Annotated in this window: 15 protein-coding genes and 3 pseudogenes; 13 read left to right on the top strand and 5 right to left on the bottom strand. The window is 41.0% G+C overall.

Annotated elements, in window-relative coordinates:
* Window positions 1-115: 115 nt before the first annotated feature.
* From pdsO to ACRWSG_RS04945, 3 genes are read left to right on the top strand one after another with little or no spacing between them, the layout of a single operon-like run.
* Window positions 116-853 carry a sortase-associated OmpA-like protein PdsO gene (gene pdsO / locus ACRWSG_RS04955; protein ID WP_462146790.1) on the top strand — a complete coding sequence of 246 codons (738 nt, stop codon included), beginning with the start codon at window positions 116-118 and terminating at the stop codon, window positions 851-853.
* Window positions 854-879: 26 nt separating this feature from the next.
* A complete protein-coding gene (locus ACRWSG_RS04950; RefSeq protein WP_462165793.1) occupies window positions 880-2880 on the top strand; it encodes a marine proteobacterial sortase target protein in 2001 nt (666 codons plus the stop codon).
* Window positions 2868-3452: a class GN sortase gene (locus ACRWSG_RS04945; protein WP_462165792.1), complete on the top strand. Its 585-nt coding sequence runs from the start codon at window positions 2868-2870 to the stop codon at window positions 3450-3452. Before ACRWSG_RS04950 ends, ACRWSG_RS04945 begins: the two co-directional genes overlap by 13 nt.
* Here ACRWSG_RS04945 and ACRWSG_RS04940 read toward each other — a convergent pair.
* A complete protein-coding gene (locus tag ACRWSG_RS04940; RefSeq protein ID WP_054551338.1) occupies window positions 3362-4306 on the bottom strand; it encodes a DMT family transporter in 945 nt (314 codons plus the stop codon). The genes ACRWSG_RS04945 and ACRWSG_RS04940 overlap by 91 nt on opposite strands.
* A 125-nt stretch (window positions 4307-4431) precedes the next feature.
* Between ACRWSG_RS04940 and proB the strand changes: the two genes are divergently transcribed.
* From proB to ACRWSG_RS04905, 7 genes and pseudogenes are all read left to right on the top strand, one after another.
* Window positions 4432-5535 carry a glutamate 5-kinase gene (proB, locus tag ACRWSG_RS04935; protein WP_054551200.1) on the top strand — a complete coding sequence of 368 codons (1104 nt, stop codon included), beginning with the start codon at window positions 4432-4434 and terminating at the stop codon, window positions 5533-5535.
* 63 nt (window positions 5536-5598) lie between these two features.
* Window positions 5599-6561: a GGDEF domain-containing protein gene (locus ACRWSG_RS04930; protein ID WP_054551201.1), complete on the top strand. Its 963-nt coding sequence runs from the start codon at window positions 5599-5601 to the stop codon at window positions 6559-6561.
* A gap of 67 nt (window positions 6562-6628) precedes the next feature.
* Window positions 6629-6988: a glutathione S-transferase N-terminal domain-containing protein gene (locus tag ACRWSG_RS04925; protein ID WP_054551202.1), complete on the top strand. Its 360-nt coding sequence runs from the start codon at window positions 6629-6631 to the stop codon at window positions 6986-6988.
* Between the two features lie 81 nt (window positions 6989-7069).
* Window positions 7070-8555 (top strand): annotated as a pseudogene (gene gltX / locus ACRWSG_RS04920) (glutamate--tRNA ligase).
* Between the two features lie 221 nt (window positions 8556-8776).
* Window positions 8777-10303: pseudogene (locus tag ACRWSG_RS04915) on the top strand (arylsulfatase).
* 412 nt (window positions 10304-10715) lie between these two features.
* Complete coding sequence (locus ACRWSG_RS04910) at window positions 10716-16046, top strand: S8 family serine peptidase (RefSeq protein ID WP_462165791.1); 5331 nt, start codon at window positions 10716-10718, stop codon at window positions 16044-16046.
* Window positions 16047-16362: 316 nt separating this feature from the next.
* Window positions 16363-17205, top strand: coding sequence for a MipA/OmpV family protein (locus ACRWSG_RS04905; RefSeq protein WP_138599612.1), 843 nt, complete (start codon window positions 16363-16365; stop codon window positions 17203-17205).
* Here the strand turns inward: ACRWSG_RS04905 and ACRWSG_RS04900 are convergent.
* Genes ACRWSG_RS04900 through ACRWSG_RS04890 form a run of 3 tightly spaced genes read right to left on the bottom strand, consistent with a single transcriptional unit; the run spans window position 17189 to window position 19460 of the window.
* On the bottom strand, window positions 17189-18379 hold the full coding sequence (locus ACRWSG_RS04900) for an ATP-binding protein (protein WP_462165790.1): 1191 nt from the start codon (window positions 18377-18379) through the stop codon (window positions 17189-17191). The two genes, ACRWSG_RS04905 and ACRWSG_RS04900, sit on opposite strands and share 17 nt — an antisense overlap.
* Window positions 18376-19068, bottom strand: coding sequence for a response regulator transcription factor (locus tag ACRWSG_RS04895; protein ID WP_138616348.1), 693 nt, complete (start codon window positions 19066-19068; stop codon window positions 18376-18378). Before ACRWSG_RS04895 ends, ACRWSG_RS04900 begins: the two co-directional genes overlap by 4 nt.
* Window positions 19065-19460, bottom strand: a complete 396-nt coding sequence (locus ACRWSG_RS04890; RefSeq protein ID WP_054551209.1) for a DUF3019 domain-containing protein — start codon at window positions 19458-19460, stop codon at window positions 19065-19067. The genes ACRWSG_RS04895 and ACRWSG_RS04890 overlap by 4 nt, the downstream gene beginning before the upstream one ends.
* Before the next feature lie 522 nt (window positions 19461-19982).
* Here ACRWSG_RS04890 and ACRWSG_RS04885 point away from each other — a divergent pair.
* From ACRWSG_RS04885 to ACRWSG_RS04875, 3 genes and pseudogenes are all read left to right on the top strand, one after another.
* Window positions 19983-20684 (top strand): DUF3581 domain-containing protein, encoded by a 702-nt coding sequence (locus ACRWSG_RS04885; protein ID WP_138599615.1) that lies wholly within the window; start codon window positions 19983-19985, stop codon window positions 20682-20684.
* A 95-nt stretch (window positions 20685-20779) separates the two neighbouring features.
* Window positions 20780-22020, top strand: a pseudogene (locus ACRWSG_RS04880) (DEAD/DEAH box helicase).
* 92 nt (window positions 22021-22112) lie between these two features.
* On the top strand, window positions 22113-23030 hold the full coding sequence (locus ACRWSG_RS04875; protein WP_462165789.1) for a sensor domain-containing diguanylate cyclase: 918 nt from the start codon (window positions 22113-22115) through the stop codon (window positions 23028-23030).
* On the opposite strand, the gene ACRWSG_RS04870 is transcribed toward ACRWSG_RS04875, so the two are convergent.
* Window positions 23027-23983, bottom strand: coding sequence for a methylenetetrahydrofolate reductase (locus ACRWSG_RS04870; RefSeq protein ID WP_138599618.1), 957 nt, complete (start codon window positions 23981-23983; stop codon window positions 23027-23029). The genes ACRWSG_RS04875 and ACRWSG_RS04870 overlap by 4 nt on opposite strands.
* Between the last annotated feature and the right edge of the window lie 168 nt (window positions 23984-24151).

Genomic DNA, 24151 nt, shown 5'->3' with positions numbered 1-24151 from the left:
AGTTTGCCTTTTTTGATCCCCTTTATTGCCATTTCGACTTGTTTTAATAGCTCCATACCAAGTTCGCAACACCAACCAATGTTGCCAAGCAATTAAGTAGAAAAAGGATTAAACCATGAAAAAATTAATTATTGCCGCTGTTATTACGTCTGCTGTATCTGTAGCCCCTTTTGCAGACGCTGCGAGTCAAACTAAACAAGAAACACCAAAAGAAACAGCTATTGGCTTAGGTGCAGGTGCCCTTGTTGGCGGTATAGTCGGCGGCCCAGTGGGTGCATTTATTGGCGCGTTTGCAGGTGGCTTAATTGGCGAAAAAGAAGCGGCAGAAAACACCATTGATGAACAAGCTCACGCATTAGTTGTAATGAAAGAGCAAACCGCTGATTACCAACAAGTGATTGCCGATAACGCAGCCCTAAGTGAGCAGCTTGAATTATTAGCTGACGAAAAAGAGCAGTTGTTACAAGCCCAATTGAACACCCTATTGGCGATGACGGTGCAGTTTAAAACCGGCTCTAGCGAAATAGCCCCACACTTTGCTAATCAACTCGACAAAGTCGCACAGTTACTGATCGCTCAGCCAAATCTGGCTATCGACTTAAATGGCTTTGCAGACCAGCGTGGTGATGAATTGGCTAATTTAATGCTCTCAAAACAGCGTGTAAATGCAGTGCAAAGCTACTTAATTAAACAAGGTGTGCCTCATACGCGCTTAACCGCAACTGCTTTTGGTGAGCAGCAAAGTGTTGCCGATTCAAATAACTACGAAGACAACGTGTTTGACCGCCGCGTAACCTTAACGACACGCCCTGTGTCACAAAGCAGCTTACGTACAGCACAAAGTAACCACTAATTCATCGGTCGATGGAGTGACATATTATGTTGAGTAACCGTACCAAAAGGCTCCTTTTTGGGAGCCTTTTTATCCTCTTATTAGGTTATGCAGTTAACCCTGCATTTGCAGCCAATGCTAGTGCCGAACTGCGATTTTATGATGATTCAAATAGCCAAGTGTCGTCGGGCTTATTAGTGAAAAACGATGTCACTATGACGCTCACTGGGCTTATTAATCATGTTGTTGTTAAACAGCGTTATCAAAACCCGCACCCGTTTGCAGTAAATGCCCGTTATGTGTTTCCGTTACCAGATGAAAGCGCAGTTCATGCCATGCAAATGCAAATTGGTGAGCGCATTATCACCGGTAATATTGCCCTTAAGCAGCAGGCTGAACAGCAATTTGAGCAAGCCCAAAAACAGGGTAAACGCGCCGCTTTAGTACGTCAGCAACGTGCGAATATTTTCTCTACTGATGTAGCAAACCTTGGAGCAGGGGAAGAGATTGAAATTACCTTGCAATACCAAGAGATAATCGGCTTTCGAGATGGTGTGTTTTCACTGCGTTTTCCAACCACTATTACGCCGCGCTACGAACCTTTAACGGCAGAACTGCAGCAAAAAGTGAATCTAGAAACAAAAGACACAGAACAACAGAGCGACGCAACAGCTGATACAGCGCAATTGGCATCAGCGTGGCTAAAGCCTGTTTTTCATCGTGCACAAAGCCAAGAGTCTGATGCGAGCCTAAACCTTGCAATTGCGATGGATATTGGCCTTGAGCTGAGTGATATCAGCGCTAATTTAGCGGGCATGCAAATCGATAACCCAAGCTTTGGTCGGTACCAGTTATCACTTAATCGTGATGTTCCGATGGATAGAGACTTTGAGCTGACATTTAAGCCCCTTGATAAAGCCCACTCACAGGCTGCATTTTTTACCGAAACAGTAGCAGGGCAAGAATATGGTTTACTGATGTTAGTACCGCCTAGCGATCACTTTACTTCGCAAGCTCGTCTGCCTCGCGAAATGGTGTTTGTTGTAGATACCTCTGGCTCAATGCATGGTCAATCAATGGAGCAGGCTAAACAAGCCTTGTTTTATGCCCTTTCATTATTGGATGAAAATGACAGTTTTAACATCATAGGCTTTGATAATGAAGTGTCGGTATTAAGTGACACGCCAATGATTGCCAATGACTTTAACATTCGCCGTGCAGAGCGCTTTATTTATGGCTTACAAGCCGATGGCGGCACCGAAATAGCAAAAGCACTGACTCAGGTACTTGATGGTAAACACCATGATGGCTTTGTTCGCCAAGTGGTGTTTTTAACCGATGGCAGTGTGGGTAACGAAACACAGCTATTTAAACAAATTCAAACAGATTTAGGTGACAGCCGACTCTTTACCGTCGGTATTGGTAGCGCGCCTAATAGCTTTTTTATGACCAGAGCTGCGGATATTGGCCGTGGTACATTCACTTTTATAAGTAGCACCAGCCAAGTACAGCCAAAAATGCAGCTGCTATTTGATAAGCTAGCCCATCCCGCGGTTACAGAACTTGCACTTGAAGGCGACAAAGCAGCCCTTGAGTATTGGCCATCGCCATTACCTGACTTGTATTTTTCAGAGCCGGTTTTGGTTGCCGTGAAGCTTGATGGCAGTCAGCACTTAACATTAAAGGGGCAAACAAACACAGGGCCAATGACGATTAATTTAGCAACGGCCAATGCCGCAAACGGCGAAGGTATCGCTAGACTCTGGGCAAGACAAAAAATTAAGTCACTACTGCTTTATAATGAAAAGGATGCGGTACGCGCAGAAGTCGAGACATTAGCACTTCAGCATCATTTACTTAGCCCTTTTACAGCCTTTATTGCAGTTGATAACTATGCGGATAATGAGATTGCAGAGCGTTCAATGCAAGTACGCAACAAACTTCCTAACGGCATGACGCTACCGCAAACCGACGGACAAAGCCGGGTGTTTATGTTACTAGGATTGTTGCTGCTTTCATTCTCGTGGTTATGGCAATGGCGACGCTAAAAAAAGCGCTGCCAGTTTGCAGCGCCTTACTTGGCATCGCATTGTTTGTGAATGGTGGATATATGCAGGCGAAAGCTTGGCTGGCTCAGGCTCTGATTGAATCTGCTTGGCAGCAAGCTTTGCAAAGTCCTAATCAGCAAGTGAGGCCTTGGTTTTACGCCGATGGTTATGTCACTGCACACATAGAATGGCCAAGCCAGCAGCAAGAATTGACTGTACTTGCTGGTGCATCGGGGCGAAACCTCGCGTTTGCCCCCGGGCATTTTTTGCCAAGCGGTGAACTTGGCAGCACAAATGGGGTGTTGATTGCGGGTCATAACGACACCCACTTTGCATTTCTAAGACATGTCAAAGTGGGTGAGCAATTCAGTATGCAATTGCAAAATGGCCAAATTGAACACTATCAAGTTCGCAGCATTGATGTTATTCAACAAAGCGAACAAGGATTTTTAGCACAATCAGGCCTTTATTTATTAACCTGTTATCCTTTTGACTCGTTAGCTTCTGGGACTGATTTTAGATTATTGGTGTCGGCTGATAAATTATCGTCTACGTCAACTTTGAGTTCTTGATGACGTTGGCTAACAATAACACCGGCAAATACCACCGCAATACTCACCCATTGCCAAAGTGTCAGAACTTCGCCAAGTAAAATGGCAGACAAAATCAACGCAAAAATTGGAATGAGGTTTGAGTAAGCGGCAGCGGTTAATACCGACACCTTACTGATGGCGTAATTGTACATGCCATAGCCGCCTAAAGTGACACATGAGCCTAAATATAAAATGCTCAGTAGGGCACTTAAGTCGTGCTGATTTTCGCTGGGTAGTTCGATGAAAAATAAAAAAGGCGCAAAGAATAAGCTACCGCTGAACCCTTGAATTGCTATTAAGGTCAGCGGTGAGTAACGTGCGACTAAGTGTTTTACGCTCACGGTATAAAACGCGGCGCAAACCATCGCCATCAACTCTAAAAAGTTACCAAGCAGTGGGTTAGGGGCTTGCTCTGTGCTTGGTGATAATAGCGTTAATAAAATACTGCCGCCAATACATAAGGTAAAACCAACGACAATGGCTTTACTGATGTACTCTTTTAAAATTAAGAACGCCAAAATAGCGACGATAATTGGTAAACAAGAGACAATCACCCCAGCTTGCGATGCCGAAGTGTATTCAAGGGCATGCCCTTCAAATAAATAATAAAAGCAAGGCTCAGCCAGTGACATACCAATTAAGTACTTCCAGTCACCTGGTTTGAATTCAAAGCGAATTATATAGCGCCATAAACATAAGCTAATCAATAACGTGGTTAGCATTCTTAAAAAAATCACTAACACAGGATCATAAACATTGATTGCATGCTTTAAAGCAATGTAGGAGCTACCCCATAAAAAGGTCGCGATAATTAAGCATAAACTGGCTGGCATAGGCGTCGCTATTGAGTAAAAAAACGAGAGCGCGATCCTAGCATGAATTTTTTTAACTTGTTCAAAAACTGTTAGCTGGTATATATATACCCAAACTACCTCAAGATGCAGAATATAAGAATCAAATGCAAAGGCCACACGTCGTTGTTGTAAAGCTGGGCACAAGCGTGCTGACAGGCGGTACCGACAAATTAGATAAAGCACACATGGTTGAACTTGTTCGCCAATGTTGTGAATTAAAAAAACAGGGTTATCAGGTTGTTTTAGTATCAAGCGGCGCGGTTGCTGCAGGTCGCGAGCAACTCATTACCCCCTGTGGTCGCTCTTTGATTGAAAAACAAATGCTTGCCGCAATTGGGCAAGGGCAGCTTATTCATATTTGGCAGAGTCTGTTTGCTTTGTATGGTGTGAATGTAGGGCAAATGCTACTGACCCGCGCCGATGTAGAAGACCGTGAACGTTACTTAAATGCTCGCGATACTTTAAATGCACTACTCGCTCACAATGTGGTGCCAATTATCAACGAGAACGACGCTGTAGCCACCGCCGAAATTAAAGTGGGTGATAACGATAACTTATCTGCTTTAGTCGCAATATTAGCGAATGCTGAAAAGCTGTTATTGTTAACTGACCAAGAAGGCTTATTTACAGGCGATCCTCGCTCTGATGCCAATGCAACACTTATCAATGAAGTTGAGCATATTAATGATGAGCTCAGAGAGCTAGCTGGTGGCAGTGGCACCACCCTAGGTACCGGTGGTATGGCAACCAAACTGCAAGCAGCCGATATTGCACGTCGCGCCGGTGTTGAGGTAATTATTGCCAAAGGCGCAGGCAAAAATGTGATTTTAAATTGCATGGCCGACAAGCTCCCTGGTACACGCTTTTTAAAACTCACCGCACCAAAAGATGGCCGCAAAAAATGGTTACTTGCAGGGCCTAAAAGCACGGGGCAATTAGTGATTGATGATGGCGCAAGCCTTGCGCTTAGAGAACGTGGCGCAAGCTTACTGGCAAAAGGCGTAAAGACTGTGAAAGGGCAGTTTGAGCGTGGTGATGTGATTGAAGTGGTGACCTGCCAAGGGCAATGTATTGCTAAAGGCCTTGTTAACTTTAACCATCAAGAAATTGATCAAATTAAAGGCTGTCATTCATCGCAAATAACTGAGTTGCTTGTATTTGCACCAAGCAGTGAAGTCATTCACCGAGATGATATGATTTTGTTATAGTTTTTTAGTAATTCTAGCAAACTTAACTAAACTAAAGTTATGTTTTATTTTGGGGGCTTCTAAATGGCTTCTAATGCTTGCGGGCATGACTGGGTAGTCACTATAACGCAACAGGAAGAAGAGCCTGAGTTAGACAGTGCACTGATAAATGCTGTTGCTGAATTAGGTGAGTTTACACGTTTTGCAATCTATATTAATAAAACCTTTAATATTGGTCTTCCCGCACGGCTGTTAAATAAGAACACAGCCATTGAGGAGCTTAGCGAGCAAGAAGTCCTAGACTTATTGGCAAAAGTCAGTCGCAATAAAATTCGGATTAGCCGTGATTGTGGGGTGATATCGACATATGTGCCAATTTATTACACTGGCAATGTCGTCGGTATACTTGTTGTTGAATCTGATAAAGAGTTAACCGAGCGCTGCAGTATGCTAGCTATTTATATGCTGAATATCTATGCGAATCAGCTCTCTTTATTACATAAATCACAGCAGGATCCACTTACTGAACTTCTTAACAGGCAAACATTTGATAAAAAAGTGATTGAGATAGCTGCCAATACAGCGGTCGAGCATGACTCTAAGCAGTGTCATTGGTTCCTTGCTATGGTCGATATTGATCATTTTAAACGTGTTAATGATAACTATGGTCATGTAATTGGTGATGAGGTTATTTTACTTGTGGCACAGCTTTTAAAAAATAACTTTCGTATTGAAGATTACGTTTTTCGCTACGGCGGCGAAGAGTTTTCTGTGTTATTTCAAGCAAGTGACGAGTTAGATGCACGAAATGCACTTAATCGTTTTCGCTCCTGTGTTGCTCAATACCCATTTCCTCAAGTAGGCAACTTAACAGTGAGTAGTGGTTTTATGCCAATCTACGAGTTTGAAATGGTTGCCAGCCTTGTGCAAAAAGCCGATCAGGCCTTATACCATTCTAAAAACAGCGGTCGTAATTGTGTCACTGCCTATTCCGAACTAGATATTCAACAAAGCCAACCTCAAGATGATTCAATTGAGCTGTTTTAAGGTGTTGCAGCGCGCTTAGCTGTGTTAAAATTGCTCACTATTTTTTTGAACCCTATGAGAAGGTAAGATGAAGTTTGTTCGTTGGTTGTTAGGCCGCATCATTTTGTTTTTTGATTTTGTATTCACGCCACGTAGTAAAAAGCGCCCGGCAGCAGAGCAAGCCGCGCTTGATTCAGTGACATCACAATTTAAACTATATCAATTTAAAGCCTGTCCATTTTGCGTGAAAGTACGTCGTGCCATAAAACGTCAAGGCCTTTCAGTTGAAACCCGTGACGCCAAAGATAACGAGCAATTTCGCCAAGAGCTATTAGAGCAGGGCGGAAAAGTAAAAGTTCCTTGTTTACGCATTGAAGAAAACGGCCAAGTGACTTGGTTGTATGAATCAAACGATATCATTGCTTATTTAGATAAAGTCGCGGCATAAAGCGGCTTTTCACTTCGATTATAGCCCGTGCTGTGCTAGCATTTGGGCAAATTTTTTAATTGTCTTTTGAGAGATATAACCATGACAATTCGCACCCGTGTTGCTCCGTCACCGACTGGCGACCCGCACCTAGGTACTGCATATATCGCATTATTTAACTACTGTTTTGCTAAGCAGCAAGGCGGTGAGTTTGTGTTACGTATTGAAGATACAGACCAAGTTCGTAGTACGCCAGAATCAGAGCAAGCTATTATGGATAGCTTACAATGGTTAGGCTTAAACTGGGATCACGGTCCAGATGTAGGCGGTGAGTTTGGCCCATACCGTCAATCTGAGCGTAGCGATTTATATAAGAAATTCGCGCATCAGTTAGTTGAACAGGGTAAAGCTTTTTACTGTTTTGCTACGAGCGAAGAACTAGACCAAATGCGTGAAGAGCAAATGACCGAAGGTCTACGCCCTAAATACGATGGTCGTGGTTTAAATCTTTCTGAAGATGAAATTAAAGCAAACCTTGAAGCGGGTAAGCCTTACGTAATCCGTATGAAGATCCCAAGCGAAGGCACGTTTAAGTTTAACGACTACCTACGTGGCGAAATTGAGATCCCATGGGAAAATGTAGACATGCAAGTGCTACTTAAAGCAGATGGTTTCCCAACTTACTTCCTTGCCAACGTTGTTGATGATCATCACATGCAAATTAGCCACATTTTCCGTGGTGAAGAGTGGATCAAATTCAGCGCCTAAGCTATTAAAATTATATGAAGACTTCGGTTGGGAAGCGCCAGTACTAGGTCACTTACCGTTACTGCGTAACCCAGATAAGTCAAAATTATCGAAGCGTAAAAACCCAACTTCAATCAACTACTATAAAGAAATGGGTTACCTTCCAGAGGCACTATTAAACTATTTAGGCCGTATGGGTTGGTCAATGCCAGACGAGCGTGAAAAGTTCACCTTAGCAGAGATGATTGAACACTTTGATATGAAACGAGTGTCGCTTGGCGGCCCAATTTTCGATATCGATAAGCTTAGTTGGTTAAACGGTATGTGGATCCGTGAAAACTTATCTGATGCAGAGCTAATGCAGCGTTTTGTTGATTGGAAATTTAATACCGAGCTATTCGCTAAAGTATTGCCAGAAGCTAAAACACGTATTAATACGCTTTCTGACATGGTTGACCTTGCGGGCCACTTTGTAGGTGGTATTCCAAGTTATGATCCTGCGCTATTAACAGCAGGTAAAGCTGATGAAGATGTAATCCGTCAAGCATTACAGTTCTTCATCTGGCAATTAGAAGGTTTACGTAGTTGGGAAAAACCAGCGATTTTTGCTATCGCAAAAGAAGTGGCGACTTTCCATGAGTTGAAGATTAAAGACTTCCTAGAGCCAATCTTTGTGGCTATCACAGGTAAGACATCTTCAACATCAGTACTTGATGCGATGGAAATTTTAGGCTCTGACTTATCGCGTGCTCGTTTACGTGTTGCTTTAGCACATCTTGGTGTGTCTAAAAAGCAAGCGAAAAAAATTGAGCGTGCATACCGCGATTATCCGCAAGCTTAATCATCCTTTAGTTTTATAAACCGAGCTTTATGCTCGGTTTTTTTATATTTAAATCAAAGTTACCCCAGATTTAACTTGTAAATAGGGACTGCTCTAATAGTATTAAACATGCACAATTTATCACTTGTATGAATATCTTAAGAAAGCAGTATAAGGTGACTGCAAGCGAGGGATTTTTGAAGCTAAGGCAAATGCTTTAGTCAGTTTTCAAGGAGAAAGTGATGTTTAAATACATACTGGCCTGCGTGGCCATTTTAGGCTTAAGTTTACCAAGTGTCGCTGCAGAAAAACCCAATGTACTTGTTATTTGGGGCGATGATGTTGGTATGTGGAATATTAGTGCTTACCATCGAGGTATGATGGGAGGCAGTACACCTAACATTGATAGCATTGCGAATGATGGCATGATATTTATGGATCATTACGCACAGGCCTCGTGCACTGCTGGCCGCGCTGCATTTATTACTGGTCAGTATCCTATGCGTACAGGTCTCAGTACCGTAGGTCTTCCTGGCGCACCACAAGGTTTGCAAGAGAAAGATCCAACCTTAGCAACCATGCTCAAATCAAAAGGTTACGTTACAGGCCAATTCGGTAAAAATCACTTAGGTGATCGTGATGAACACTTACCTACAAATCATGGCTTTGATGAATTTTTTGGTATCTTATATCACCTCAATGCGGGTGAGTATCCAGAGCAGCAAGATTATCCTCAAGACGCTAAAACACAAGAAAAGTTAGGCTTAAAAATGCGTGGAGTCATTCATTCAAAAGCGCTTGGAAATGGCAAACAAGAGATTAAAGATCTTGGCCCATTTGGGAAAGAGCGTCAGCGTAATTTAGACCAAGAAGTACTTGTAGAGTCAAAACGCTTTATTCGTGATGCAGTAAAACAGAATAAACCTTTCTTCGTGTGGCATAACACAACTCGAATGCATTACCAAACTAACCTTAATAAAGCTTATGACGGTAAAACTGGCTTTGGTTTATATGCTGATGGTATGGCCGAAATGGATGATGATGTAGGTGAGTTACTTAACTTACTTGATGAACTTAAAGTCGCTGATAACACAATAGTGATGTTTTCTACCGACAACGGTGCCGCATCAAACTCATGACCAGATGGTGGTAATCAGCCATTTCATGGTGAAAAAGGCGTTGGTGGCTGGGAAGGTGGCTTCAGAGTACCTATGGTTGTTAAATGGCCGAACCATATTCCTAAAGGTGTGAGCACAGGTGAGTTCATGACAATGGAAGATTGGATGCCAACGATTATGTCGTGGGTTGGCGATAAAGATTTAAAAGCTAATTTATTAAAAGGTACCAAAATCAACGGTCAAAAGTATAAGGTTCATTTAGATGGTTTCGATCAAAGTGATATCTTACTGAACAATGGTAAAACAAAGCGTAAAGAGTTCTATTACTTCACCGAAACGACCTTTCATGGAATGCGTTACGGTGACTGGAAATTAATTTTTACAGAACAAAATCATTGGTTTAGGTCTACACAGCAAGCTCTTACTTCACCTTACATTATTAACTTAAAAATGGATCCATTTGAGCGTTTCATTGATGCTAGGGGGTATGATGAGTGGGCTGAAAACCGTAGTTGGATTTTAGGCCCTGCAGGTAATCAAATTGCAGAGTTTGTAAAAACCTTTAAGGCATTTCCGCCTAGTCAAGAGAGTATGTCAGTACAAGTGGGTAGTGTTGCTGAAATGATTTCACAGCAAGCGTTAAACCGCTAAAAACGATAGGCTTTACCAGAACACAATGTTGCAAAATGACAGTTTTGCTCATCGCTGGTAAAGCCTTTACTGCTTCGAATTTGAAAACCATGAGCCAGCTCAAGTTATAGTTGCATAAGAATTATGCGATTTACCACTTCATAATCATAATCAATTGATTAATAAAAAGTTTCACCTTCAATTCTTACCTAAATAAAATATGCTACTTCTATTTTGTATTCAGAGATATTGTATATAGAAACGCTATATTAGCCCACCTTTGGTAACTTTAATGTTAACAGTGTGTACAAAACGCTACACGAATGTACGTCATTTTTGATTCTCCCTGTGGTTATATTGTTACTACAAGCGTTGAAATGGAAATTCAAAAAGCTTGAATAACTATTCAAACTAACTATCCAGGGGATACTTTATGAAAGTCAAAACACTTTCGATTGCTGTTGCTGCAGCTCTCTATAGTGCTAGTTCTGCACATGCAGTCGGTGTTGAGAACAATCAAGTTAAGCACCAATTAAAAGCACCAAATATTACATTTGAAGAAGTGAAAGCATTTTCCAAAGAGTTCGAGCAAGGTAACTCTTCAAGCATGCTACAAAACGATGGTTTAAATGTTCAATTAAATAGCCAAGCAAGCAAATTTAAAGAAGAAGGTCTGGGTGGCGAACATATTTATATTATTCGTTTACGTGATAACTCTGTTGCTCTTGAAGCTAGAGACTTAACTTCGTCTTTATCAAAATCTATGCAAGCTCAAGGTATTACCAAAGTTTTTGAAAAAGGTCAGGCTGCAATTTCAGCCGTTACAGAATATCAAAACAAGCTTTATTCGAAACAACGTGCTGTTATGCAAAACGTAACGGCAGTTACAGGGCGTACAGAGATGCGCCGTCAATTCACTAAAGCGCTAAATGGTTTCTCTGTAAAAATGACAGAGCAAGAGGCATTACAGGTCGCTTCGCTTGGCTCTGTTGTATTAGTAATGCGTTCTAAAAATTATGATTTACTTTCAGATGAAGGCCCTAAGCACATCGGTGCTGATCAAATTTGGGATGGAACAAGTGTTCCAAGTGGGATCAAGGGCAAAGGTGAAGGCCAAATCATAGGTATTATTGATACAGGTATTAACTCAGATCACCCGTCATTTGCAGCTGTGGGTGCTGATGGTTATGAGCATGAAAACCCATTTGGTGCGGGCGTTTATGTTGGTGACTGTGTTGAAGAGCCAGAAGAGATTCAATGTAATAACAAACTAATTGGTGTACGTTCTTACGATGTGATCACAGATGCGTTTGATGCCATGATCCCAGGCTGGCCGGCGATTGGTGAAGATTATCAAGGTCATGGTTCGCATGTTGCGTCAACTGCGGCAGGTAACGTAGTCAAAGACGTTCCATATATGCTACCTAGTTTTGGTGAAAATACTGATGGCAATATCTTGAAAGAGGGTTTATTCCCTGAAATCTCAGGTGTTGCACCGCATGCAAATATTATTTCTTATCAAGTATGTTACCCATCAAGTGAAGAATACGCAGGTTGTCCTGGTGAAGCGCTTGTAGCTGGTATTGAAGATGCAATTTCTGATGGGGTTGATGTAATCAACTTCTCAATTGGTGGAGCCGACTCAAACGTTTGGGCCGATCCAGTACAACTTGCATTCTTAGCAGCGCGTGAAGCGGGCATCAACGTTGCCGCGGCAGCAGGTAACAGCGGTCAGGGGTGTGGCGCAGCTGAATGTTTTGGCTATTTAGATAACTCGTCGCCGTGGCTTGCGCAAGTTGCAGCAACAACACATGGCCGTACTGTTGTCGTTGAAACTGCAGTTGAATATGCGGGCTTTGCTGATGAAACGATGGGTTCTGAAGTACCAAGTTGGTCAGATATGGGGTTAGTTGGCGGTGCCATTAATAGCGAAGAAATTACCGGCGTTGTTGTCTGGGCTAAAGACTATGAAGACGTCAATGGTTTTAAAGACTCTGATGGATACTGTACTGCCGATTATCCTGAAAATACGTTTAATTTCTACAAAGATGGGACAGAAATAGCTGGTGCGGCTGATGGCAGCACGAATGTTATTGTAATCTGTCAACGTCACTCAGCTACAGATACAGCTGCCAATGCCCGTACCGCAAAAGTAGATCATGTAAAAGCCGGTGGCGCTGATGGTTTCATTATGTTCAACCGTGACAGTGATCAAGCTACAGTACCTGAGGCTTACTCATTACCAGGCGTTCATTTTACCTATGATCAATGGAATGGTGTGTGGCCCGATGACGGTTTAGAAGATTGGGTTGATAGCACATCAGAGAAAGGTCATATGATCACTATTAAGCCAACAGTGATTGAGCGCCGTGTTGATGCTGAAGATGCTGATTGGTTAGCAACCTTCTCATCGCGTGGTCCATCTTATTCGAATGCTGAAGTACTAGCTCCAACACTTGCAGCTCCTGGTGTTGATATTTATGCGGCATACTCTGATGAGCATCCTTTTGTGGCACCACATGGTCAAGATTATGCAGCGATTAGCGGCACGTCTATGGCATCACCTCATGTTGCCGGTGCAATGGCATTACTGCGTCAGATTCATCCTGAGTGGAGTGCAGCCGAGATTCAATCTGCACTATCAATGACTGCCGAAAACGTAGTTAAGTACCATCGTTTAAACAGTGAAAATGATGTTGTTGCTGATGCTAAAATTTACCGTGCTGGTGCAGGTCGAATCAATGTTGCATTAGCAGCTGAAGCAGGTTTTGTTATGGACGAAACAGCCGACAACTTCTTAGCGGCTGATCCATATAATGGCGGTACACCTCACAAACTTAACTTACCAAATTTGGTTAACTTTTCTTGTGCACCAGAGTGTCAATGGGTTCGAACTATCAAAGCAACAGAAGATGGAACCTGGACTGTAAGCCATGAAGATGTTGAAAACTGGGCATTTGATGTTAATTCACAAACCGCTCAAAATGGTGTGAATATTGATATCTTCCCGAAAACTTTCACACTGAAAAAAGGTGAAACGCAAACAATCATTGTTAAAGCATCAATCATGGATACCCAAGATTGGTTTAGTAACTCAGAAGTTGAGCTTCATACCAACCTTGTGTTCCAAGCTGAAGAAGCTGGTATCCCAGATGCACATTGGCCAGTAGCGTTTAAATATGACCGCGGTAATTTACCATCTTCATTAGAAACAACTGCTCATTCAAATGTAGGCACTTATGTTGCTAAAGGTATTGTATTACCGAGTGTTGAAGCACCTGTTGCACGCGCATATGAGCCGGTTAAAGCAGATATCACTACAGTAACTTTGCCAAAAGATGATGAGCGTACTTTCCCGTGGGCTATGAATCGAACAGAAGAAGTTGATGCTAGTGATATTCTAGATGAAGCAACATTTACTAAGTTTGTTACTGTGCCTGCGAACGCAAAACGTTTTATTGCTGAAAGCGTAGGTGTTGAATCCGAGTTAGAAGGTACTTTAAAAGTCGGTAATGCTATCGTCTATGTAGGTAAAGATTATAACGGTGATGGTATTGTTCAGCCGCAAGACGAGATCTTATGTGTATCTAACCATATCATTTACAATAACTTCTGTAATATTAACAACCCAGAAGAAGGTGAATACTGGGTTGTAATTTACAACTCAAATGAATCATCGGTTGGTGCGTTAGAAGAAACCTTTAAACTTGCCACAGCCGTTGTGTCTGACCAAGAGGCGTCAGGAATGACAGCCAGCCTTCCTAGCAGTGATGGCCAAAACACTGTTGAAATGACTGTTAATTGGGATATGGAATTTGATTCAGACAGCGTTTACTACTCTTTGCTTGATGTGGGCACATCGGCCGTAAATCATGGCAACCTAGGCTCTATTCCATTTAAGCTTAACCGTGGCAATGATGTTGCTCACCTTGATGCGCCATATACAGGTGCAAAAGTGGGCGATATGGTGCCTTACACATTTGAAGTATTAGCGAATAACTCAGGTATAGATCGTGAGTTCTCACTAGAACTTGATATTCCTGCTGGTCTTGATATCAAAGCAGGAAATGTAATGGTTTCAACAGCATCTGAAATCAACGTTGAAATTGCTGACGGTAAAGTGATTGTAACGGGCACACAAGCGGATACCCGAGATGTAGAGCCAGATTACATCGTCACTGATAACATCACTGATGAAATGTGTCGTACACCTGATTTTGGTAACTCAAACCCAGGCGGTTATGTCGACTTATCTGAGTTTGGCATTATGCCTATGCTTTCAGGCTTCGATGAAAGTAATCTATATAATTCACGAAGTGGTTATTCGTTACCAATAGCAAGCTTTTACAATGGTGCATTTGACACATTCAGTCTGTATAACAATGCTGATAATACAAATATCCAAAACTCGATAATTCAAATTCGTGGTATGGGGACAGTGAATACAGGCGGTAGTCGTTACTTCTTCCCAGTGCATAATCCGTTTCCTTATGAAACATTCCCTTATGAGAATATGGGTCCATTATGGCGTGGTTGGGAGTTTGCAGAGAGCGGCTTATTACGTTCAGTAATGTCAGTGGGTTTATCGTCTAACGAAGGGATCTCACTTGCAAGTACAACAACAGGTTGGGGTATTATTGAGTGGGATAACGCGTCAGATTACGACAACCCTGTTTATGATCGTGAAACGGGTCAATACACTTACACTAAACGTGATAACTCATTTGACTTCCAAGTGCTGTTTAATGCCAATACGCGCTTTGGTAAAGGCGAGCATGAAATTTACTATGCATACGATAATTTAGATTTTGGTACTACTCGTCCTGCTGGAAGTATCGGTTTACAAGGTTTCCGCGGTGCACAATATCAATACGGTCCTCTTGAAAGCTATCGCGGTATTCAGATTGCTTACAACAACTTAGATGAAGTAATCAGCGATGGATACGTAGTATGTATGGACTATGTTGGTCCAGAGTCATCACAATTTGAAGTCACCGCATGGGCCGAAGTTATGCCAACCGCTACAGGTCAAACACTTGAAGTTGCAGCTAAAGCAGCAATCTCGGGTCTGAATGACATGACTTCAACTGCAACACTGGCGATCCCTGGTAACATCACAGTGATTGCACTTGATGATATGGTGACAACTGAGGAAACACCGATTAGCTTCGACGTTCATCACATTGATGAAAAGAACTCGAAGAATGAAATCTCGGTAATTTCTGATGATGTAAGCTACGAAGTTGATGGCGATACAGTAACTATTACACCAAATGAAAACTTCTCTGGTGAGACAGAAGTAACTGTAATGGTGTCTGATATTGAATACCCATCAGACGCAGCTAGCACAACCTTTATGTTAACAGTCGAGGCAGTAAACGACGCACCTGTTGTGGTTGTTGAAGCAAGTTCTCAGCAAGTCACTGAAGGCAGCGTTATTACCCTAGATGCCTCAGCATCTCATGATTTAGATAACGATGAGTTAACTTTCTCATGGCAAGGCCCAGGTACTATCGCAAGTCCAACATCAGCAATCACTGAAGTATTAGGTCTAACGGCTGGTGAGCATCAGTTTACTGTATTGGTAAGTGATGGAATAGAAGCGATGGAACTAGGAGTTGCTGTGACAGTAACGGCTGAAGAAACAACGGTCGTTCCTGAAGAAGAAGCGCAATCAAGCTCTGGCTCAAGCGGCTCTTTAGCATGGATAACAGTGTTATTAGCTGGTTTTGCCGGTCTTCGTCGCCGTATGAAGCGAGACTAAACACTCCCTAAGTGTGTTATGTAGCAAAGGGATTCGGGCCCTTTTTTTGTCATTGAGTAAATTAAATAATGGAATTTAATAACTAAAACTGAAAACCTATGTAGCAAAATGTACAAGCTATTTAATATTTCTTTCAGTATGTTAGTTTGACGATAGTAGATAAAATAAGTCATTTTACTGCGTTGTGTGGCAAAAAAATTATACAAAAATGTATGCAAACGCTATGATTGCCCCAGAACAGAAAGGGCTAAAAGAGTTTTAGTTTATTAAGTTAGTATAGTAGTCGTTTATTACGGCATTAAGGTGAGTTACGTTAATGAAAAGGTTGTTTGGTTCAATGTGTTGCTTAGCTGCATCAACTGCATTTGCGCAGGATGATGTTAAGCAGCCGCAATTGATTAAAAAGTCTACTTTTCATGCAAGCGTTACGCTAGGCTACGGTGGTATTGAGAACCCAGTACTTGATGCCGATGATGTTATTTCGCCAATTCTGCCAAGCTTGGCTTATTATGGTGATAGCTGGTATTTCGATGATTTTTCTATTGGTTACAGCTTATTTGAATCTGAGAAATTTTATATTGATTTACTGGGGCGCTTTAATGATGATGGCTTCTTCTTTGAGTTAGATGGGGTAGATAAACTCTACGCGACAGGTGTGGTTCGTTCTAGTTCAGGTCGACCTACAATTCCAAGTGCTTCACCAATTAACTTAACACCGATAGAGCGCAACCTTTCTTATATGGCTGGCTTTTCATCAGCTTTAAATATTTATGACGACATTTGGTTGAGTGCGGCATACGTGCACGATATAACCAATGTTCATAATGGCTATGAAATCTTATTCAATGGCTACCAAGCATTTACACTGTTTTCCGGTATTGCTGGCATTGAGGCTGGTATAAACTACAAAAATGAAGAGTTAATTGACTATTACTACACGGTTAGCCCCACTGAGAGCAAAACTCGCTTATTAAGTTATAATTTAGAAAGTGCCACCAATTACTATTTAAAAGTAAGCTACGAGTATCCGATCAGTGATAATTTTAGTGTTGATTTCAAACTAAAGCACACTTGGCTTGATAGCAATTTAGCTAACTCACATATGATTAATAAAAATGGCTATTTCTCAGGTTTTACTGGCATTACATACCATTTTTAGGCCAACTGATTGAGATTTGAGCGCCGCCGGTTTCGAGGTTATTGGCTAAACCAATTTTACCGCCATGCCAGCTAGCAATACGATGCACGATATAAAGTCCTAATCCATAACCACTCGCCAATTTATCTCCTTCACCTTGTTTGAATGGTTCAATTAACGCATCAGCATTTATAGGCAATCCTGGTCCATCATCTGTGACGCTTATCAAGTAATTACCTGCTTTCTCTTCAGTTCTTATATAAATAGTGTGCTTTGCGTATTTTGTGGCGTTGATCAGTAAGTTTTGTACCGCGATTGCCATAAAGCTTGTTTCGCAAAAAGCAGCGTCAACCCCAAGAGTTGGAATAAATTTGAGTTCTTTGTATAAATCAAATTTAGCTATTTCCGTGTTGATCAGTTTAGTTAAGTTAACTTTCTCCTGATTAAACACACTTTGTTGATGCTCTAAACGAGCAAACGATAAATATTGTTCTAAGCGCAATTCAATCTCATCGATATCACGCTCTATTTGGCTACTTTCTAACGAATCTAGTTCTGCGATTGATAACGCAAATCGCATACGCGAGAGTGGGGTACGAATTTCATGAGAAATAATGCGGGATAAATCGCTATGAAGCTGCACAAATTTGTTGATACGCTCTGACATATCAGTAAAGGTGTTTGCAAGCGGTGCAATGGATGAATTTGGTTTTATATCGAGCTCTATTCGTTGCGGTTTTTTGCTGAAGCGGTAGGCTGCACGTTGCAATAAGCTCAAATCACGAAACACTGGGCGTATAAACAATAAAATCATCACACCAAGCAAAAAATAAAAGGCGAAAAAAGCAAACCAGTCAGTTTTTGCGTGTGAAATCAGGTTAATGGGGCCAACTTTTTGAATGCTACCATTACTGCCCTTGAGATATATAAATTGCTGATTATGCTCAGTGACACTGATAATACCGTCTTGATTAAACGTGTCGAGCAAAGAATCAGGCAATGCAATTTCACTTATGCTTAGGCTACTGATCCGCGAGTCTTTTTGCTCTGCTATTTGCGTAAGTTCAGCAACACTAATTTGTATACTCGGCACATGCTTAGAAAAAAACTCATTATAAAGCTGACCAAACGCAAGAACTAAAGCAATTAAGCTTACTGTGATAATCAGGTAAAGCTTAAAAAATTGCTGCTTCATAGTTTTGAAATATCCAAACTGTAGCCTTTGCCTCGCACCGATTTAATATCCAACGAATTTTTGTGGCTGCTTATCGTATCTTTGAGTTTTTTACGTAATCGGCTCACTTTTAAATCTATAGCGCGGTCTAGTCCGTCATACTCACGGCCAATGACATGTTTAAACAGCACTTCGCGAGAGACTGGCTGCGGCATATTCTTCGCTAGATAGGCGATAATATCAAATTCACTCTCGTTTAGGTTCAGAGCAGTATTATGAAAGTAGATATCACGCTTTTTACTGTCTATGCGTAAACAGTCGCTGTGATCTGAAAAGTTATCTTGGCTTACAGTGTGGGCGATGATTGTTTTAATTTTCGCTAATAATAGCTCAGGTTTAATGGGCTTTATTAAGTAGTCGTAAGCACCTAAGTTTAGGCCTTTAATTTGTGATTGCACTGAGTCTAAAGCTGTTAAAAAAATAACAGGACAGGTGTATTTTTCTTTTAGTTGTGAAATTAATTCAAAACCATTGCCATCAGGTAACATCACATCACAGATAATCAATGAGGGAATAAAGGTAATTTCACTACTACGGTAATCTTCAGCTGTATTAAATACATCAATGGTATAGCCGTGTTTTAATAAAAATGTTTGAATTAAATTGGCTAGTTTCACATCATCTTCAATTAAAAAAATATGCTGCATCATAAACTCCAGCCAAAGCGCCGCTTTATACGGTAATCTTTGGCTTCATAGCTAACTATTGAGAGACGCTGCTGTTTAACAACGTTGCTGCTCAAAGGGTTAATTAACTTAACGGTAAGAGGGTATTCTGTTTTGATTAAAAACTGTTTGGCTATTAATCCTGTTTGCGTGTAGCACTGAGTGTAATGAGGGCGTTGGGTTACTTCTAAACAAAGTTCTTCATAAGGAGCAACTCGAAAATGAACTTGCACATTAAACTCGCAGGCTTTTTGTTTTGCTTCTGTCACACAGACTGTTGGTGAAACTTTAAAAAAGACCTGTTCAGCTTTATCTTCAGCTTGAGAGTAGCAGCAAAAACAAAAAAGCAGAGCCGCCCAGCTTAATCGGTTTATCATTTAACCAAGTCCCTGAGCGATTGGTCGTCTAAATTTCAAAGCAATATTTACCATTAAAAACAGATGAAACCATTCAAAATCATAGTGAGTATTCATTTATTTACCGCTTATTATCATTATTATTTATGCAGTCTATATGAGTTATTTCATGATAAAAAAGCGCGCTTATCATACCTCATTTATTTCATTAGCTACAAATTGCCTTACATTAAAGCTTGTGTTTCAGAGTTTTTTGTAGTGCCTCGTTCAGATCTTTATTAGCTTGTTGTTTTAAAAGATAAAGTGAATTTATATTTGTTTTTATGTAATAATTTTTCACTATATAAATGCGCTATTAGTTTTTACTATTCACGCTTATTTGTTAATTGTTTCGTACAAATTGATACAATTTGGTGCGCGCTCTGAAAGTAATTAGTCTTTCACAAAGTTAATATAGAAAATGATACTCAACAGATTCGACCTCTGTGTGCTTTTTTTCTGATAGTATAGATAGGTTATAAGTAGTTTAAGCAGTGAACAAATATGTTAAGTCCTTATTATCAGCAGCATGCTGATTACGTTTCTATCTCACGCGAGCAAGGCTGTCGCTTTGCTAAGTTAGTGGCGGATGATTTCAATCCGTTACACGATAAAGATGCTAAAAAGTTTTGTGTGCCGGGCGATTTACTTTTTTCGCTGGTTTTAAACCGCTATGGTATTAGTGAAAAAATGGAGTTCACTTTTGCCGGTATGGTTGATGAAAATTCAAAGCTGACTTTTCCTGAAGGTGCTGATGAGTTTGCTATCACCGATGGCGAAAAAGTGATGCTAAAAGTAAAGCGTGAAGGGGCTGTTAGCCAATGTCCTGAGTTAACAAATAGCTTAATAAAAAACTATGTTGAGTTTTCTGGTACTACCTTCCCACATGTCATCATTCCATTAATGGGCAAGCAAGATGTGATGATCAACCCAGCCCGCCCAATGGTGATTTACGAATCAATGTTGATTAACCTTGACCGCCTTGATATCAGTGCACCTGAATTAGAGTTTGCTGAGCCTGATTTTGAGTTTACTGGCAAACGCGGAAAAATTACGCTTCGCTTCAACCTGTTAGAAAATGGCGAAAAAGTAGGGGCGGGTGAAAAGCACATGCTTGTATCTGGCATTCGTGATTATTGCCAAACAACGGTTGATGACCTAATTAGTTTTTATAATCACCGGAAAGAGTCACTTAAACCGGCGTAATCTTTACAATTACGACAAAGGGCGCTTATTGCGCCTTTTTTGTTGCTGATGTTCCGCGTACAATAGCGTTTTTATAGCTAAATATACTTCAGACTATGTCAGTAGCGACCTTTTCAGAGTTAAATCTTGCACCTGCATTGCTAACAGCCTTGCAAGAAGAGAATTATCACACACCCACAGCAATTCAAGCGCAAACCATCCCACTTATTTTAGCGGGTGCAGATGTAATGGGCAGCGCACAAACTGGTACGGGTAAAACCGCTGCCTTTGTTTTACCACTACTGCACAATTTGTTATCTGCTGAAGTACTCCCTGATGCTGTTAAAGTCCTAATTTTAACGCCAACCCGAGAGCTCGCACAGCAAGTCTTTGCAAGTGTAGAGCGTTATGCAGCGCATACTGAAATAAAAGCGGCATTGGCTTATGGCGGCGCTAGTATTGGTCACAAATAAAAGCGATAAAAGGGGCGCAGGTTGTTGTTGCAACTCCGGGGCGTTTACTTGATCATCTGATCAAAGGCAGTATTAAACTTTCTAGTATTAATGCTTTGGTATTTGATGAAGCTGATCGCATGCTTGATATGGGGTTTATTGACGAGATAAAACGTATCTTGCGTCATGTGCCAAAAGAACGCCAAACCTTACTTTTTTCAGCCACATTTGATGACAGTATCTTTAAGCTTAGTAAGCAGTTACTAGATGATCCTAAACTAGTTGAAGTGAATAAACGCAACTCGGCAGCGGTTGAAGTTGAGCAGCTAGTTTATGCGGTTGATGAAGACCGTAAACGTGAGCTGGTGTCACACATGATTGGCATGAAAAATTGGCAGCAAGTACTGATATTTACCCGAACTAAACAAACTGCTGATGTGCTTGCTAAAGAAATGTCTAAAGATGGCTTAAAAACCGAATCAATTCATGGTGATAAAAGCCAAGGGGCGCGAGATAAAGCATTACAAAACTTTAAATCTGGTGTAACTAGGGTATTAGTCGCGACTGATGTGGCCGCTCGCGGCCTTGATATTGCCTCTTTAAAATATGTCATTAACTATGAGCTACCTTATGTGGCTGAAGATTATGTGCATCGAATAGGTCGTACAGGTCGTGCTGGCGAAAAAGGGTTAGCGTTATCGCTAGTTAGCATTGATGAACAATGGTTATTAGATGAAATAGACATTTTGCTGGGCACCAGACTTACTCCTCAGTGGTTACCGGGGTATGAGCCAGATTTAACGAAAGAGCCTAAAAATATAAGAAAAAACACTAATAAAGCTCGTCGCTCGCGAGATAAAAAGCGTATTTTGGGTCAAAAAAGTATGAGACACCGTAAAAAGTGACGTATATTTATACTATCCACTGACTAAAATAAGTGTGTAGTATGTTAGAAGTTAATAAATGGTCATTTTGTCAGCCTGACAACCAGTTTTCTTTGCAAAAATGGCAAAAAACAGTCGATTTAATGACCGAGTTATTCTCAGCGCCTGCAGGCTTTATTGTTCATAAGACAGATGAAGCATACCGCATAATTGTTTCTAGCGAACAACGAGAAAACCCTTACCATGCTGGAATCGAGTTAGCCATTGACGACAATATCTTTTGCAAAAAGGTATTAAAAGATATGGCTCCTTTATACATTCCACAAGTTAGTCTAGATAATCAATGGGATGATTGTCCACTTACTGTCGATGGCGTTGAATCCTATTTAGGTGTGCCTATAACTTGGCCGAGCGGGGAACCGTTTGGTACTTTTTGTGTAATGGATTTTAAGAAAACTGATTATCAGCATAGTCTTTTAGAACTCATCGAACAGCTTAGGGATATGGTGGAAGATGATTTAGCTCTACTTGATAATTTCACCCAAATGCGTGAAATTGCGATGCTAGATCCCCTCACAAATATTTATAATCGCCGCGCACTCAATTTACTTTGTCAACATAAATTAAATCTTGCCGCCCGGTTGGGCTTTAATATCTGTTGTTTGTTTATCGATATAGATAACTTTAAACCACTCAATGATAAGCATGGTCACGAAGTAGGAGATAAAGCACTGATATGTCTGGCTGATACATTGAAGCAATATCTACGAGAGGCTGATATTATTAATTGCTTAGGAGGAGATGAATTTATTGCGGTTCTGCAAGTGAAAAGTAACGACTGTATCGAAGCGATTAGCTACAAACTTAATGAAGCGTTTAAAGAAAACCTTAAACATATGGCAATACCTGAACTTAATTTGAGTATAGGTTCAGGTATTGTAGCTCAACCTAAAGAAACATTTGCTGAGCTATTAAAGCGGGCTGATGAAGATATGTATGAGAAAAAGCAAGCCTCTAAACTTGCCCGCTAAGCTATTTGCTTTTCAGCTAGGTTTAATTCCATGGTTGCTTTAAGTAAACGGTAAAGGTTAATTGACGCATCAATTTCTTCTTTACGGTTAGTTAAGCTCTCAATATTTAAACCTAGCGGTACATCTAAATGCGCACAGCTTTGTAAAATTAAATCGAGATTCTCACGGCAAATACGCACTGATTCACTCAATGTATTTGCAGAATCTAACATGCGGTACTTAGTTGCTTCTGGTACTGAAATACCTAGCCACTCCATAAACTCTAAGGTTTTTTCACCACCACATGGGGTAAACGTTAGAATAATGCGTTTTGGTGCTGTGCCTTGTGCTTTACAGCTACGTGCATAGCTGGTGATCAAATCAATCGTCGCTTGCGCATTATAAACCGCTTGCGAGATGAAAAACTTACAACCTTGTGCTGTTTTTTCAACTAAGCGCTCATGTTCATTGCGTTTGCTAGCGTGACGTTCGGCAATGGTAACGCCACCTAAAAACACATCACTGCTTTGCTTTGCAAGCGTTTTATATGCATCAGGAAGGCTTAGTTTGATATCGCCATGAGATGATGGACTACCCACTAACACTAAGTTTTTTAATTCGAAGTCGTTACGTGTTTCGTTTAGCCATTCGGTAAACTCAGCTTCACCTCGTTGCGCTACGCTTTTGTATGTGATCACATCTAGTTGTGACAAGCTGCGCAGTAATTGACTGTATTCACGTGGATCCACCGTTTCTTTAAATGGAAAAGGGCGTGGCTTTGCAATACGGCTACTCTCATCTTGAATGTCGTAGATGATTACACCGTCGTATTCAATTTCGTGTAAACGACCAAGTAGCTTCTGAGCAATGGTCTCAAGCTGTGCTTTATCAGTACCTGACTTTGGTGGTGTGGTACCGATCAGGTAGACGCCTTGGTTGGTGTCTTCAATTTTCTCTTGTAATGATAAAGCCATAATCCTCATTCCAGCTCGTGCTAATGTCTATGACAAATAATATAGCAGCCATTTAGACGTCTAGATAGATTTTTTTCTTGAAAGTTTTTCAATGACTATGAATTTTACTCAAGTTTAAAGCTGAGCGTTTCGCAAAATTGACACACCTGTTTACATAAATTATTGCGC

This window comes from Pseudoalteromonas sp. GB43, assembly GCF_054923805.1.
This window is presented reverse-complemented; position numbering and strand designations above follow the sequence as displayed.